Raw genomic sequence first — 14,436 nt, forward strand, 5'->3', positions numbered from 1 at the left:
GACGTCCGCCACGGCGAGCCTGCGGGGCATCTGGCGGACCCGCCCCGCGGGTTGGGCCGGGCAGGTTCTACGGTGGCCCGCGTGACTGCCAACACCGATGACCCGCAGATGTCCGCGCACCCGGGCCGCACGGGCCGCACCGCGACCACCGAGGCCGAGCCGCGCGAGGTCGGCCAGGTACGGACGACGTACGCGCCCGCCCACGACGGTGATCCCGACCCCGGCGAGATCGTCTGGACGTGGGTGCCCTACGAGGAGAACGACGGGCGCGGCAAGGACCGTCCCGTCCTGGTCGTGGCCCGCGAGGCGCGCGGCACGCTGCTCGCCGTGCAGCTCTCCAGCAAGCAGCACGCGAACGACAGGGAGTGGGTGCCGATCGGCAGCGGTCCCTGGGACCGGGAGGGGCGCGAGTCGTGGGTGGACATCGACCGGGTGCTTCGGGTGCACGACGCGGGCATGCGGCGCGAGGCGTGCGCGCTCGACCGGATGCGGTTCAACCTCGTCGTGCGGCGGTTGCAGGAGCGCTACGGCTGGCGTTGACCGCTAGCGGGAGGGCTGAGCCGCGCCCTTGAACCCCGCGCCGAACGCCTCCTCGAAGGCCGCCCGCGTCACCGCGCCGCGCGTGCGGTCGAGCACCCCGAAGACGACGTGCTCGAAGTACCCGTGGAATCTGCCGCCTTCGTCGAGGAGCACCCGGAAGGCATCCGCCACCTGGGCGGGGTCGTTCTGGAAGACGCCGCAGCCCCAGGCGCCGAGCACGAGCCGCCGGTAGCCGCAGGCGCCAGCGGTCTCCAGGACCCGCTCCGCGCGCCGGGCCAGGGCAGAGGGAAGTTCCTTCGCGCGCTCGGGGGCCTGGCGCAGCACGACGCCCGCGTTCGGCGCCGCCGAGGTCAGGAAGCCGACCGCGTACGCGTCGTCGAGGAGCTGCCCCCGGTCGTCACGGAAGACCGGCACGGCCGGGGAGTGGATCACCCGGTCGCTGTAGAACGGGTCGCGGTGGGCGCGGTGGTGGTCGTAGAACTCGCGGGCCGACCGCACGCACGTATACAGCGCCGAGGCCCGGCACAGGGCCTCCTCCTGCGCCTGGGCGCCGTTCAGATAGCCGCCGCCGGGATTGCGCGCGGAGGAGAAGTTCAGGACGGCCACAGGGCCCCCGTCCCGGGCCGTCAGGCGGCGCGCGGCCTCCAAGCTGCTCTCGCCGGTGACCTCGACTACCGTGGGGATCAGCTCGGACGGCTTCACGGGAGTCACGGAAGTCGCATCGAGGGCCGCCGGACCGAACATCCGCGTGCCGGAGCGCGCGGCGTCCACCGCATCCGCGATCAGCACTTCGCGGCCACCCGGAGCGGCGTACCGCCCTGCCGCCACGATTGCCTCGGTCTGCTGCGCGATGCCACGCAGTCGCGCACTCATGTCCGCTCCCCCGACCCGATCCCTGCCGTCTCGTCCCCCGTCTCACACATGAACGCATGGTGAGCTCTTCGCGTCGTCCGTCGCAACAGAATTCCCTGGCATCGGCTCAACCCCAGGGGCACTCTTGTGCGAATGGCCGACCTGGTCTTGGGTGGGACGAGCGCTGCCAACTCGGTCGATCCCACATCGAGTTGACCGGGTGGTCCAAAACCGCTGGACCAGGCAGAACCTGACAGGAGGACCCCTGCATGCCCGAGGGCGACTGTACGACGTACCGCGCGGAGTACGGCACCGCGGTATCCGAGGCAGAGGCGGAGGCGCTGGTCACCGGGATCTGCTTCAAGACCGGACCGCCTCGTGTCACCGGTGTCGAACTGGAATGGCTGATCCACGAGCCGGACCGGCTCCATCTGCCCGTGTCCCCCGCCCGCCTCGAAGCGGCCTACGCCGCGCTGCGGGCCCTGCCCCTGCACTCCCTGATCACCGTCGAACCAGGCGGCCAGCTGGAGCTCAGCTCGCTCCCCGCCGCCTCGCTCATGGAGTGCGTATCCGCCGTTTCGGCCGATCTCTCCCTCGTACGTGACCGCCTCGCGGCCCTGGATCTGACGCTCACCGGTCTCGGGGCCGATCCCTGGCGCCCGCCGTCCCGCATCCTGCACCGGCCGCGCTATGACGCGATGGAGCGCTTCCTCGACCGCACCGGCCCAGCGGGCCGCCGCATGATGTGCTCCACGGCGTCCGTCCAGATCTGCCTGGACGCGGGTCACGAGGAGCCGGGTCCGCTCGGCTACGGACGGCGCTGGCGGCTCGCGCATCTGCTCGGGCCCGTGCTGGTCGCCGCGTTCGCCAACTCGCCCGTCCAGGACGGGCGTTCCACCGGCTGGCGCTCCACGCGGCAGGCCGTGTGGGCGTCGATCGACCCGGGCACCTCCGGTGCGCCGTCGATGGAGGCCGAGCCGCGGACTGCCTGGGCACGGCACGCCCTGGACTCGCCGGTCATGTTCATCCGAGGCCTCGACGAGGGGCATGAGGCGCCCTGGGCCGTCCCGGAAGGGCTCACCTTCCGCACCTGGGCCCGCTCGGGCGGGCCGCGTCCACCGACCCGCGACGACCTCGACTACCACCTGACCACCCTCTTCCCGCCGGTACGACCGCGCGGCCATCTGGAGTTGCGGATGGTCGACGCCCAGCCCGGCCACAGCGGCTGGATCGTGCCGCTCGCCGTGACGAGCGCGCTGTTCGACGACCCGCAGGCCGCCGAGACCGCCTACCGCACGGTGAAGCCGCTGGCCGAGCGCGCGTGCCCGCCGGGCGCCCCCGCGGCGCCGCGCAGCCCGCTGTGGCTGGACGCCGCGCGGCAGGGGCTCGCCGATCCGGAGCTGCGCGAGGCAGCGGCGGCGTGCTTCGCGGCCGCTGCCGAGGCGCTGCCGCGGATGGGCGCGAGCGCCGAGGTGCGGGAAGCCGTGGCCGCGTACGCCGAGCGGTACGTCGCGCGGGGCCGCTGCCCGGCGGACGATCTGCTCGACGGGCACCTGGACGGCCACCACTACGACCACGAGCACGAGAAGGGCATCCTCCGATGACCGGAACCGTCAGCGACCCCGATGCGCTTCGCCGGCGCGCCCTGGCGGCGCTGCTCGCCGCCAGGGACCGCACCTCGCTCCTCACCACGTGCGTCGAGGAACCCGAACTCACCGCGCAGCACTCGCCGTTGATGTCGCCCCTGGTCTGGGACCTGGCGCACATCGGCAACCAGGAGGAGATGTGGCTGCTGCGGGCGGTCGCGGGCCGTGACGCCATGCGGCCCGAGATCGACGGACTGTACGACGCCTTCGAGCACCCGCGCTCCGAGCGGCCGAGCCTGCCGCTACTCTCGCCCGCCGAGGCCCGTGGCTACGCGGCCGAGGTGCGCGGGCGTGCGATCGACGTGCTGGAGAGCACGCCGTTTCGCGGTTCGCAGCTGACCGACGCGGGCTTCGCCTTCGGCATGATCGCTCAGCACGAACAGCAGCACGACGAGACGATGCTGATCACCCATCAGCTCCGCTCGGGCCCCGCGGTACTGACGGCGCCGGACCCGGCCCCCGCGCCGCAGTTCCGTGGCCCGGCCGAAGTCCTCGTACCGGGCGGCCCGTTCACGATGGGCACCTCCACCGAGCCATGGGCGCTCGACAACGAACGCCCGGCTCACCACCGCCTCGTGCCGCCGTTCTTCATCGACACGACACCGGTGACCAACGCCGACTACCAGCGCTTCATCGCCGACGGCGGCTATGAGGAGCAGCGGTGGTGGGCCCCCGCGGGCTGGGACATGGTCCGCGGCAACGGTCTCTCGGCGCCGCTGTTCTGGCGCCGCGAGGGCGGCCAGTGGCTGCGCCGCCACTTCGGGACGGTCGAGGCCGTGCCGCCCGACGAGCCGGTACTGCACGTCAGTTGGTACGAGGCGGACGCGTACGCCCGGTGGGCGGGGCGGCGGCTGCCCAGCGAGGAGGAGTGGGAGAAGGCCGCCCGGCACGACCCGGCGACCGACCGCTCGATGCGCTACCCGTGGGGCGACACGGACCCCACGCCCGAGCGCGCGAACCTCGGCCAGCGCCATCTGCGTCCGGCCCCCGCCGGCAGCTATCCGGCCGGTGAATCACCGCTCGGCGTAAGGCAGTTGATCGGTGACGTGTGGGAGTGGACCTCCAGCGACTTCCTTCCCTACCCGGGGTTCGCCCCCTTCCCGTACCGCGAGTACTCGGACGTCTTCTTCGGCGGCGACTACAAGGTGCTGCGCGGTGGGGCGTTCTCCGTGGACGAGGTGGCCTGCCGGGGCACGTTCCGCAACTGGGATCATCCGATCCGGCGGCAGATCTTCTCCGGGTTCCGCACCGCGCGTGACGCGGGTCCGGCAGAGGCTTCCTGATGTGCCGTCACCTGGCCTTTCTGGGCCCCCATGAACCCCTCGGCAAGCTCCTCGTCGACCCCGTGCACAGCTTGTTCCGGCAGTCGTGGGCGCCCCGCCACCAGCGCTACGGCACGGTCAACGCCGACGGCTTCGGCGTCGGCTGGTACGCCGGCGGCGACCCGGTGCCCGCACGCTACCGCCGCTCCGGGCCGGTCTGGGGCGACCAGTCCTTCGGGGACCTCGCTCGGGTCGTCCGCTCCGGCGCGGTGCTGGCCGCGGTGCGCGACGCGACCGAGGCGGGCGCGGACGGGGAAGCGGCGGCGGCCCCGTTCGCCGCCGGGACCTGGCTGTTCAGCCACAACGGCGCGGTCACCGGCTGGCCCCACTCGCTGGCCCAGGTGTCCCGCCTCCTGCCGCCCGCGGACCTCCTGTCCATGGAGGCGCGCTGCGACTCCGCCCTGGTGTGGGCGCTCGTCCTGCACCGTCTTCGCAGCGGCGACGACGAGGGCCAGGCTCTCGCGGACACCGTCGCCGAGGTCGCCGAGGCGGCCCCCGGATCGCGCCTCAACCTCCTGCTCACCAACGGCGAGACGATCGCGGCGACCGCCTGGGGCGACACCCTCTGGTATCTGTCCGAGCCGGGCCGTCGCACCGTCGTGGCCTCCGAGCCCTACGACGACGATCCGCACTGGCGTCAGGTGCCCGACCACACCCTGCTCGCCGCGAGCCGTACCGATGTCCTGCTGACCCCGCTCAAGGAGCCCACCGCGTGAGCCCGTTCCAGCTGACCCGCACCCTGCCGCTCGACGCCACCGACGCCGCTCTGCGCGCCGACGTCCTGCACGGCCTCACCCGCACCCCCAAGACGCTGCCGCCCAAGTGGTTCTACGACGCGCGGGGCAGCGCGCTCTTCGACGAGATCACCACGCTGCCGGAGTACTACCCGACCCGCGCCGAGCGCGAGATCCTGCAGACCCGCGCCGCGGAGATCGCCGGGGCGACGGGCGCGCGCACGCTGATCGAGCTCGGTTCGGGCTCCTCGGAGAAGACCCGCCACCTGATCGACGCCCTCCCCGGACTGCACACGTACGTCCCGGTGGACGTGAGCGAGAGCGCGCTCACCGGCGCCGCGAACACCCTGATCGCCTCGCGTCCCTCCCTCAACGTGCACGCCCTGATCGCCGACTTCACCCGCGGCCTCGCCCTGCCGGGCACCCCGGGCCCGCGGCTCGTCGCCTTCCTCGGCGGCACGATCGGCAACCTGCTGCCCGCTGAGCGCTCGGCGTTCCTGGCGTCGGTGCGCACCCTGCTCTCCCCCGGAGACGCGCTGCTGCTCGGCACGGACCTGGTGAAGGACGAGTCGGTGCTCGTCTCGGCGTACGACGATGGGTCGGGCGTCACCGCCTCCTTCAACAAGAACGTCCTGACCGTCATCAACCGTGAGCTCGGCGCGGACTTCGACCCCGACGCGTTCTCCCACGTGGCCGTCTGGGACAGCGAGCACGAGTGGATCGAGATGCGGCTGCGCTCCCTGGCCGCCCAGACGGTGAAGGTCCCGGCGCTCGACCTGGCGGTCGACTTCGACCGCCACGAGGAGATGCGCACCGAGATCTCGGCGAAGTTCCGTGAGGAGGGTGTGCGTGCGGAACTGGCGGCGTCGGACTTGAAGCTGACCCACTGGTGGACGGACGAGAGGGCCCGCTTCGCGCTGTCGCTGAGTGTGGCCGCGTAGGGATCGGGCCCGGGGGGCTGGTGACCTTCACGGCCCGCTGACGTCGAGCTCCCGGGTGATCCGGCGCGAGGCCGCCTTCGCCTCCGTCGCCGGGTCGCCCCCGGCGAGCACCTTCGACATGTACTCCTTGATGGGGTTGTCGGCCTCCACCGCGGCCCACTTCGGCGAGGCCGGTGTCGCCCGGCCCCGGGCGGCTCCCGCGGCCATCGCGGCGACCCCTTCCTCGCCCGCGACGGCGGAGGCGAGGGTCGTCTTGTTCGGCACGTAGTTCATGGTCCGGGCCAGTTCCTTCTGCCATTTCTTGCCCGCGAGTGCCTCGATCACGGCGACGGCGCCCGCGCGGTCGTCCGTCTTCTCGCGCACCACGAGGTCGGATCCGCCGGTGAAGACGGCTCCCGGCTTCGCCGCCGTCTTGCCGGGGATCGGGAAGTAGCCGAGTTTCCCCTTCAGTTCGGGGTTCGCCTCCTCGATGGCCCGCGCGGTGCCGGGTACGGCGACGATCTGCGCCACGTCCCCCTTGGCGAACACCCCGGCCTGCGGCGGATGCTCCTCGTCCGCGTCACGGGGGCCCTCGCCCAGGGCCTGCAGCCGGCGGTAGAAGTCCATGCCCCGCAGCGCCGCGGGAGCGTGCAGGCTGCCCTCCCACACGCCTCGCGAACCCTTGGCCTCCGTGGCAAGCTCGCCGCCCTCGTCCCAGATGAAGCCTGCCAGGGTGTACCAGTCCTGGCCCGCCAGATAGATCCCCTGATCGCCGCCGGAGTTGAGCCGTTCCGTGTCGGCGATCCACTGCTCGCGCGTCTTGGGCGGCTGCTCGATGCCGGCCCGCTCGAAGAGGTCCTTGTTGTAGATGACGACGCGGTTGGCGGCGTACCAAGGGATGCCGTACTGGCTGCCGTTGTAGCGACCGGGCTCGGCCAGGCCGGGCAGCCACTCCTTCATGCCGAGGTCGCGTGCGGACTCCAGGGTGAGGTCGTAGAGCCCGCCCTCGTCGACGTACTGGGCGACCTGGGTGTTGCCGACCTCGATGACGTCGGGTCCGTCGTCGGTCTTGAGCGCGGCCTTGACCTTGCCGCCGATGCCGGTCCACTCCTGGAGGCGTACCTCCAGGTCGATGTCGCCGTTCCGCTTCTCGAAGTCCGTGGTGAACCGCTTGATGAACTCCGCCGACGCGCTGCCTCGCATGAGCCACACGGTGACCGTCCGCTTCTCGTCTCCCCCGCCCGGCAGGGCGCCGCAACCGGGGAGCAGGGCGGTGGCGGCGATGACGAGGGACAAGGACATGACGGCGCGGCGGTGCGGTTTCACGTGGGTCACTTTCTTCCTGCGGACAGGGGGGAAGGTCGCCCGACGCGGGGGGTGAGCTGATGGCTCGAACGGGTACGGCTGGATTTTGGTCTGTACCAATAGGCCGGTCAAGGGGGAACGGCGCCGGGATCGAATTTTCCGGCGCGCCCCACGCTCACCGCCTCGCGCACCGCCGCGCGGTGGGGCACGGTGGAGTGACGTCACCCCACAACTGTGCGGTCACCACACGGCGGAGAGGAACAGCCTCATGTCCGACCACACCTATCGGGTCACCGAGATCGTCGGCACCTCGCACGAGGGAGTCGACCAGGCCATCCGCAACGGCATCGCCCGCGCCTCGCAGACGCTGCGTTCGCTGGACTGGTTCGAGGTGACCCAGGTGCGCGGCCACATCGAGAACGGCGAGATCGAGCACTACCAGGTGGGCCTCAAGGTCGGGTTCCGCCTCGATGACGGCGACAGCGCCTGACTCGGCCTTCGAGCCCACCCCTGGGCCCTGGAGCCCGGCACTGAGCGGTCACGTCCGCCCCTCACGCTCCTGAGCTTCCTTCAGCGCGGCGGACGTGCTCGCCCAGCGCGCCCGTACGACCTCGAAACCCGCCCGCTCGGCCTCGTCGCACACCAGCTCGTCGTCGTCCACCAGCATCCGGACCTCGCGGGACCCGGAGATCCGCCGCAGGATCTCCAGCTTGGTGCGGCGGGCGGGCCGCCGGTCGTCGTTGCGGCGCATCCAGATCCGCCCCTCGGGCAGCCCCTGCGCCGCCAGCCACGCCACGGTGTCCTCGCGGCACCGCTCGGGCCTGCCGGTGAGGTAGACGACCTCGCACTCCCGCGCGCTCTCCAGAGCGAGAGCCACGCCACGCTCCAGCGGCGGGTCGTCCGGGGCCGCGGCGAAGAAGGCCGCCCAGTCCTTCGGCCTGCGCTCCAGGAAGCGCTGGCGGTGCGCGGTGTCCGCGAGCGTGTTGTCCAGGTCGAATACGGCCAGTGGCCTGCTGTCGTCCGTCACGCGCCCAGCGTAGGCAGACCCCGCGCCGGCCTCGCGCCGCCCCCGGCCCTGCCCCCGATCCCGGGGCGGGGAATCCCGGCGCCGCTCAGGCGTTGAACCTGGCGTGACCTCAGTGATCGGATCAACCCGCTTCTCCGTCCTCGACCGTTCCCGCACCCGCGAGGGGCACGACGGCCGCGAGGCCCTGCGTGACACCGTGCGCCTGGCCCAGGAACTCGAGGAGCTCGGGTACCACCGTCTGTGGGTGTCGGAGCACCACGCGGTGCCGGGCGTCGCGGGCTCGGCGCCGACCGTCCTCGCCGCCGCCGTGGCCGCCGCGACGCGCACCATCCGCGTCGGCACGGGTGGCGTGATGCTGCCGAACCACCAACCCCTGGTCGTCGCCGAGCAGTTCGGGGTTCTGGAAGCGCTCTTTCCCGGGCGCATCGACATGGGGCTCGGCCGCTCGGTGGGGTTCACCGACGGGGTGCGCAAGGCGCTCGGCCGGGACAAAGACGACGCCGACGACTTCGCGGCGCAGCTCACCGAGCTCCTCGGCTGGTTCCGCGGCACGTCGGACACCGGAGCGCACGCCCGCCCCTCCGAGGGCATGACCGTCCCGCCGTTCGTCCTGGCCATCGGCGAGGGCGCCACCATCGCGGCGCGGGCCGGGCTGCCGATGGTCATCGGCGACATCCGGAGCCGCGCGAAGATGCTCCGCGGCATCGACCACTACCGCGCCTCGTTCCGCCCCTCCGTCTGGTCGAGCGAACCGTACGTGATCATCTCGGGCACGATCGCCGTCGCCGGAACGCCCGAGGAGGCCCGCCGCCTGCTGATACCGGAAGCCTGGTCGATGGCCTACTCGCGCACGCACGGCACGTTCCCGCCCCTGCCCCCGGCCGAGCGCATCGAGGCGCCGGAGATGCGGATGACGGAGAAGGAGCGCGGCTATTACGAAGCCGGTCTCGTCGGCCACATCCACGGCACGGAGGACCAGGTGGCCGACGAGCTGGAGACGTTGATCAAGGAGAGCGGGGCACAGGAAGTGCTGGTCACGACCAGTACGTACGACCGGGAGGGCCTGCTCGACTCCTTCCGGCGCCTGGCCCGGGTCGCGGGCCTGGCCGGGACCTAGAATCGTGGGGTTTGCCCCCGAGCCGCGTACGGAGCCCCCATGCACAGCCCTCATGATCCGTTCGTACGTGTCCGGGGTGCCCGCGAGCACAACCTGCGGGGCGTCGACGTGGACGTCCCGCGTGACGCCCTCGCGGTCTTCACCGGGGTGTCCGGCTCGGGGAAGTCGTCGCTCGCCTTCGGGACGATCTACGCGGAGGCCCAGCGCCGCTACTTCGAGTCCGTCGCCCCGTACGCCAGACGGCTGATCCACCAGGTGGGGGCGCCGAAGGTCGGTGAGATCACCGGACTGCCCCCGGCGGTCTCGCTCCAGCAGCGGCGCTCGGCGCCCACGTCCCGTTCCTCGGTGGGCACCGTCACGAACCTCTCGAACTCTCTGCGCATGCTGTTCTCGCGCGCCGGCACCTACCCCGAGGGTGCCGAACGGCTGGACTCGGACGCTTTCTCGCCCAACACCGCCGCCGGGGCCTGCCCCGAGTGCCATGGCCTCGGCCGTGTGCACCGCACGACCGAGGAGCTCCTGGTACCCGACCCCTCCCGCACCATCCGCGAGGGCGCGATCGCGGCCTGGCCCGGTGCCTGGCAGGGCAAGAACCTCCGCGATGTGCTCGACGCCCTGGGCCACGACGTCGACAGGCCCTGGCGCGAGCTGCCGCAGGCGGACCGGGACTGGATCCTGTTCACGGACGAGCAGCCGGTGGTGACGGTGCACCCGGTGCGGGACGCGGACCGCATCCAACGCCCGTACCAGGGCACGTACATGAGCGCCCAGCGCTATGTGATGAAGACGTTCTCGGACTCCAAGAGCCAGACCCTGCGCGCCAAGGCCGAGCGGTTCCTGGCGAGCGCCGACTGCCCGGCGTGCGGCGGCAGCAGGCTGCGCCCGGAGGCGATGGCGGTCACGTTCGCGGGCCGTACGATCGCCGACCTCGCCGCACTGCCCCTCTCGGAGCTGGCCACGTCCCTGCAGTGCGAGGCGGGTTCGGAGGCGGCCCGCGTCCTGGCCGCCGATCTCCTCGCCCGCATCGCCACGATCACCGAGCTCGGCCTCGGCTATCTGAGCCCGGACCGCGCCACGCCCACCCTCTCCCCGGGGGAGCTCCAACGCCTGCGTCTGGCGACCCAGTTGCGCTCGGGGCTCTTCGGCGTCGTGTACGTCCTGGACGAACCGTCGGCAGGTCTGCACCCGGCGGACACGGAATCGCTGCTCACCGTCCTCGACCGGCTCAAGGCCGCGGGCAACTCGGTCTTCGTCGTGGAGCACCATCTCGATGTCATGCGCCACGCCGACTGGCTCGTCGACGTGGGCCCCGACGCCGGTGAGCACGGCGGGCAGGTGCTGCACAGCGGCCCGGTGGCCGATCTGGAGGGCGTCACGGAGTCCGCGACGGCCCGTTTCCTCTTCGACCGCGGGCCCGCTCCGGCCCGTGCGGTGCGCGGGCCGCGCGGCTGGCTCAAGGTCGGTCCCGTCACCCGGCACAACCTGCGCGACGTGACGGCCGAGTTCCCGCTCGGCGCCTTCACCGCGGTCACCGGCGTATCCGGTTCGGGCAAGTCCACGCTCGTCGGCGAGATCACCGAGGAACTGGCGGGCGTGGGCCGTCTGGTGTGCGTGGACCAGAAGCCGATCGGCCGCACGCCCCGCTCGAACCTGGCCACCTACACAGGCCTCTTCGACGTCGTGCGCAAGGTCTTCGCGGCCACGGACGCGGCACGCACGCGGGGTTACGGCGTCGGCCGCTTCTCGTTCAACGTCGCGGGCGGGCGCTGCGAGACCTGCCAGGGCGAGGGGTTCGTGAGCGTGGAGCTGCTCTTCCTGCCCAGTACGTACGCGCCCTGCCCCGACTGCGGGGGTGCGCGCTACAACCCCGAGACCCTCGAAGTGACGTGCCAGGGACGGAACATCGCGGAGGTGCTCGACCTGACGGTGGAGGGCGCCGCGGAGTTCTTCGCGGACACGCCGTCCGTGGCCCGCAGTCTGCGGACCCTCCTCGACGTGGGTCTCGGCTATCTGCGCCTCGGGCAGCCCGCGACGGAGCTTTCGGGTGGCGAGGCCCAACGCATCAAGCTGGCGAGCGAGTTGCAGCGCGTCCGGCGCGGCCACACGCTCTATCTCCTGGACGAGCCGACGACCGGGCTCCATCCGGCCGACGTGGAGGTCCTGATGCGCCAGCTGCACGGCCTGGTCGACGCGGGCCACTCGGTGGTGGTCGTCGAGCACGACATGGCGGTGGTGGCCGGCGCGGACTGGGTGATCGACCTGGGCCCCGGCGGCGGCGACGAGGGCGGCCGCGTGGTCGCTTCGGGGCCGCCCGGTGCGGTGGCAACGGCCAAGGGTAGCCGGACTGCGCCGTATCTGGCGCGGGCGACCGGCGAGGGCCGCTGAGGTTGGTACACACCAACTCCTTGACGCGGCCCGGGAGTCTGCCTTAAATCAAGTACTGAACAAAGCACCGGAGTTGATCGCTCGCCGCGTTCAGTTCTCGATGTCGTTTGTCATGCGCATGCGCATGTACACGCACTAGCTGAAGCTACCTGCACGTCTGAGCCCCCCACTCTCTCGCCACCCCCACGTGAAGCGATGTGATGACAGTGCACACCTCTTGGCGCCGCCGTGCGGCGCTCACCACCGCCGCCCTGGCCTGCTGTGCCACGGCCCTCACCGGACTCCCCTCCGGAGCGTCGGCGGCCCCCTCCCCCACCGCCGGTGCCGCCGCGGCCGCCACCTTCACCGACGACTTCAACGGTGCCGCGGGCTCCGCGGTCGACGGCAGCAAGTGGCAGATCGAGACCGGCGACAACGTCAACAATCACGAGCGTCAGTTCTACACCTCCGGCAACAAGAACGCGGCCCTCGACGGCCAGGGCAACCTGGTCATCACCGCCCGCAAGGAGAACCCCGAGAACTACCAGTGCTGGTACGGCCGTTGCGAGTACACATCGGCCCGCCTCAACACCTCCGGCAAGTTCACGCAGACCTACGGCCACGTCGAGGCCCGGATGAAGGTGCCGCGGGGGCAGGGCATGTGGCCCGCGTTCTGGATGCTCGGCGCCGACATCGGCAGCGTGGGCTGGCCCCAGAGCGGCGAGATCGACGTGATGGAGAACGTCGGCTTCGAGCCGAGCACGGTCCACGGCACCCTGCACGGCCCCGGCTACTCGGGGTCGGGCGCCATCGGCGCCGGCTACACCCTGCCCGGCGGCGAGGCGTTCGCGGACAAGTTCCACACCTTCGCGGTCGACTGGTCACCGAACAAGGTCACGTGGTCCGTGGACGGCAACGTCTATCAGACCCGCACCCCCGCCGACCTCGGCGGCAAGCAGTGGGTCTTCGACAAGCCGTTCTTCCTGATCCTCAACCTCGCGATCGGCGGCTACTGGCCCGGCGACCCGGACGGCAGCACGAGCTTCCCGCAGCAGCTCGTCGTCGACTACGTGCACGTGACCACCAACAACTAGACCAGTCGCGCTAGTTGAGGCGCGCGAGTTGGTGCGCGGCCTCGCGGGTCGCCGGATACAGGTCCAGATAGAGCTCGTAGAGCGGGTCATAGACGGCCGAGGTGGTGGCGTTTGGCGCGACCACCTCGACCGTCGGGTTCCAGTGCGCGATGTCACCGGGCCCGGCGAGCCCGGCGCCGACCGCCGCGAGGAAGGCGTCACCGTACGCGGCGCCGATGGTGTGGCGCGGCAGATGCTGCTCGCGTCCGGTCACGTCGGAGACGATCCGGGTCCACAGCGCACGGGCGCCACCGCCGACCGCGACCAGGCGTTCGGCGGTGGCACCCGCGTCGGTCATGGCGGCGAGATTGTGCCGCACGCCGTACGCGGTGGCCTCCAGGGCGGCCCGGTAGAGATGGCCCCGGCCGTGCCGCAGCGTCAGACCGTGGACCAGCCCCCGCGCGTCGGGGTCGAAGAGCGGGGTGCGCTCCCCCGCGAAGTACGGCAGCATCAGCAGCCCCTCGGCGCCGGGCGGCAACGCCCCGGCCTCCGCGGTCAGTTGCTCGTACGAGGTACCGGTGAGGTCACGCAGCCATCCGGTGACCGCGCCCGAGGTCGCCATGCCGGCCGCCAGGCAGTACGTCCCGGGAAACGCGCCCGCCGTGCCCCACAGGTGCGGGCTTGTCAGCGGCTCCGGCAGGATGCCGACCAGGAACATCGTCGTGCCGTACATGAGCATCAGGTCACCGGGTGCGGCGACGCCGACACCGGCCGCCTCCGCCCAGGCGTCGACCGTGCCCGCGACGACAGGGGTGCCCGCGGGGAGGCCGGTGAGCTCCTCGGCCCGCGGGGTCACGGCGCCGACGACGTCGGAGGGCCAGACCAGCTCGGGCCATGCCAGACCCGGGGCGATCTCCTCGCAGCGGTCATCCATCCACTGGCGGGCGGCCAGGTCGTACAGCGGGGTGCACTGGCTCGCCGAGTGGTGGTCGAGGACGTACCGGCCGGTGAGGCGGTGCACGAGGTACGAACTCGCCATGTACCAGCGGCGGGTGGCCCCATAGGCCGCTGGTTCGTGGCGGCGCAGCCAGGCGAGCTTGGGGCCGATCGCCTGGCTGGTCAGGGGCGAGCCGCAGCGGCGGATGATCTCGTCGGGGCCGTAGCGCTCGTTCTGCTCGGCGATCTCCGCGCCGGCCCGGGTGTCGACGCCGTACAGGATGGCCGGGCGGACCGGCGTGCCGTTCTCGTCGACCGGGAGCAGACAGGGGCCGATGCCGCTGACGCCGACCGCGGCGAGGGTGTCACCCGCGGGCAGGTGAGCCATCAACTCCCGTGCCAGAGCACGGAAGTCGGCCCACCAGACACGCTCCGCGTCGTGCTCGAACCAGCCGGGGTGCGGAGTGGACGTCGAATGCTCGCGCTGCGCCTGGGCGACGAGCGTGCCATCGGGGCGCACGAGGACGCCCTTGGACGATGACGTCCCGATGTCGACGCCGAGCAGCAATCCGGTGCGGGGCACGGTGGCGGTGGTCATGG

Annotated in this window: 13 protein-coding genes; 9 read left to right on the top strand and 4 right to left on the bottom strand. The window is 71.9% G+C overall.

What is annotated here, in order from left to right:
• Nucleotides 1–108 precede the first annotated feature (108 nt).
• Nucleotides 109–540, top strand: coding sequence for a type II toxin-antitoxin system PemK/MazF family toxin (locus tag ACIBCK_RS24855; RefSeq protein ID WP_367049450.1), 432 nt, complete (start codon nt 109–111; stop codon nt 538–540).
• 3 nt (nt 541–543) lie between these two features.
• Here the strand turns inward: ACIBCK_RS24855 and ACIBCK_RS24860 are convergent, their stop codons facing one another.
• A complete protein-coding gene (locus tag ACIBCK_RS24860) occupies nt 544–1,413 on the bottom strand; it encodes a TIGR02452 family protein (RefSeq protein ID WP_399393613.1) in 870 nt (289 codons plus the stop codon).
• 248 nt (nt 1,414–1,661) lie between these two features.
• On the opposite strand from ACIBCK_RS24860, the gene egtA reads away from it, so the two are divergent.
• From egtA to egtD, 4 genes are read left to right on the top strand one after another with little or no spacing between them, the layout of a single operon-like run.
• Nucleotides 1,662–2,996, top strand: a complete 1,335-nt coding sequence (gene egtA, locus ACIBCK_RS24865; protein WP_399393615.1) for an ergothioneine biosynthesis glutamate--cysteine ligase EgtA — start codon at nt 1,662–1,664, stop codon at nt 2,994–2,996.
• Nucleotides 2,993–4,321 (top strand): ergothioneine biosynthesis protein EgtB, encoded by a 1,329-nt coding sequence (egtB, locus tag ACIBCK_RS24870; protein WP_399393617.1) that lies wholly within the window; start codon nt 2,993–2,995, stop codon nt 4,319–4,321. The genes egtA and egtB overlap by 4 nt, the downstream gene beginning before the upstream one ends.
• Complete coding sequence (gene egtC / locus ACIBCK_RS24875; RefSeq protein WP_399393619.1) at nt 4,321–5,076, top strand: ergothioneine biosynthesis protein EgtC; 756 nt, start codon at nt 4,321–4,323, stop codon at nt 5,074–5,076. The genes egtB and egtC overlap by 1 nt, the downstream gene beginning before the upstream one ends.
• Nucleotides 5,073–6,035 (top strand): L-histidine N(alpha)-methyltransferase, encoded by a 963-nt coding sequence (gene egtD, locus ACIBCK_RS24880; RefSeq protein WP_399393620.1) that lies wholly within the window; start codon nt 5,073–5,075, stop codon nt 6,033–6,035. Before egtC ends, egtD begins: the two co-directional genes overlap by 4 nt.
• 27 nt (nt 6,036–6,062) lie before the next feature.
• On the opposite strand, the gene ACIBCK_RS24885 is transcribed toward egtD, so the two are convergent.
• Complete coding sequence (locus ACIBCK_RS24885; protein ID WP_399393945.1) at nt 6,063–7,316, bottom strand: extracellular solute-binding protein; 1,254 nt, start codon at nt 7,314–7,316, stop codon at nt 6,063–6,065.
• A 271-nt stretch (nt 7,317–7,587) separates the two neighbouring features.
• Between ACIBCK_RS24885 and ACIBCK_RS24890 the strand changes: the two genes are divergently transcribed.
• Nucleotides 7,588–7,809, top strand: a complete 222-nt coding sequence (locus ACIBCK_RS24890; RefSeq protein WP_361831529.1) for a dodecin — start codon at nt 7,588–7,590, stop codon at nt 7,807–7,809.
• A gap of 48 nt (nt 7,810–7,857) precedes the next feature.
• Here the strand turns inward: ACIBCK_RS24890 and ACIBCK_RS24895 are convergent, their stop codons facing one another.
• The gene (locus tag ACIBCK_RS24895; RefSeq protein ID WP_399393623.1) at nt 7,858–8,346 is read right to left on the bottom strand and encodes a hypothetical protein; all 489 of its coding nucleotides are present in this window, start codon (nt 8,344–8,346) and stop codon (nt 7,858–7,860) included.
• 103 nt (nt 8,347–8,449) lie between these two features.
• Here ACIBCK_RS24895 and ACIBCK_RS24900 point away from each other — a divergent pair, with 103 nt between their 5' ends.
• From ACIBCK_RS24900 to ACIBCK_RS24910, 3 genes are all read left to right on the top strand, one after another.
• A complete protein-coding gene (locus tag ACIBCK_RS24900; RefSeq protein WP_399393624.1) occupies nt 8,450–9,463 on the top strand; it encodes an MsnO8 family LLM class oxidoreductase in 1,014 nt (337 codons plus the stop codon).
• A gap of 39 nt (nt 9,464–9,502) precedes the next feature.
• On the top strand, nt 9,503–11,848 hold the full coding sequence (locus ACIBCK_RS24905; RefSeq protein WP_399393626.1) for an ATP-binding cassette domain-containing protein: 2,346 nt from the start codon (nt 9,503–9,505) through the stop codon (nt 11,846–11,848).
• A gap of 200 nt (nt 11,849–12,048) precedes the next feature.
• Nucleotides 12,049–12,921 (top strand): family 16 glycosylhydrolase, encoded by an 873-nt coding sequence (locus ACIBCK_RS24910; RefSeq protein ID WP_399393628.1) that lies wholly within the window; start codon nt 12,049–12,051, stop codon nt 12,919–12,921.
• Nucleotides 12,922–12,931: 10 nt separating this feature from the next.
• Here ACIBCK_RS24910 and ACIBCK_RS24915 read toward each other — a convergent pair whose 3' ends face one another.
• The gene (locus ACIBCK_RS24915) at nt 12,932–14,434 is read right to left on the bottom strand and encodes an FGGY-family carbohydrate kinase (RefSeq protein WP_399393630.1); all 1,503 of its coding nucleotides are present in this window, start codon (nt 14,432–14,434) and stop codon (nt 12,932–12,934) included.
• Between the last annotated feature and the right edge of the window lie 2 nt (nt 14,435–14,436).

The sequence above is a fragment of the Streptomyces sp. NPDC051218 genome, from assembly GCF_044455475.1.
In the GTDB taxonomy this organism is placed as follows: Bacteria; Actinomycetota; Actinomycetes; order Streptomycetales; family Streptomycetaceae; genus Streptomyces.

Coding starts and splice junctions, on each gene's coding strand:
- egtA (WP_399393615.1), top strand. CDS start 1,662: ATGCCCGAGGGCGACTGTACGACGTACCGCGCGGAGTACGGCACCGCG.
- ACIBCK_RS24905 (WP_399393626.1), top strand. CDS start 9,503: ATGCACAGCCCTCATGATCCGTTCGTACGTGTCCGGGGTGCCCGCGAG.
- ACIBCK_RS24855 (WP_367049450.1), top strand. CDS start 109: ATGTCCGCGCACCCGGGCCGCACGGGCCGCACCGCGACCACCGAGGCC.
- ACIBCK_RS24890 (WP_361831529.1), top strand. CDS start 7,588: ATGTCCGACCACACCTATCGGGTCACCGAGATCGTCGGCACCTCGCAC.
- ACIBCK_RS24885 (WP_399393945.1), bottom strand. CDS start 7,316: ATGTCCTTGTCCCTCGTCATCGCCGCCACCGCCCTGCTCCCCGGTTGC.
- ACIBCK_RS24910 (WP_399393628.1), top strand. CDS start 12,049: ATGACAGTGCACACCTCTTGGCGCCGCCGTGCGGCGCTCACCACCGCC.
- egtC (WP_399393619.1), top strand. CDS start 4,321: ATGTGCCGTCACCTGGCCTTTCTGGGCCCCCATGAACCCCTCGGCAAG.
- ACIBCK_RS24915 (WP_399393630.1), bottom strand. CDS start 14,434: ATGACCACCGCCACCGTGCCCCGCACCGGATTGCTGCTCGGCGTCGAC.
- ACIBCK_RS24860 (WP_399393613.1), bottom strand. CDS start 1,413: ATGAGTGCGCGACTGCGTGGCATCGCGCAGCAGACCGAGGCAATCGTG.
- egtB (WP_399393617.1), top strand. CDS start 2,993: ATGACCGGAACCGTCAGCGACCCCGATGCGCTTCGCCGGCGCGCCCTG.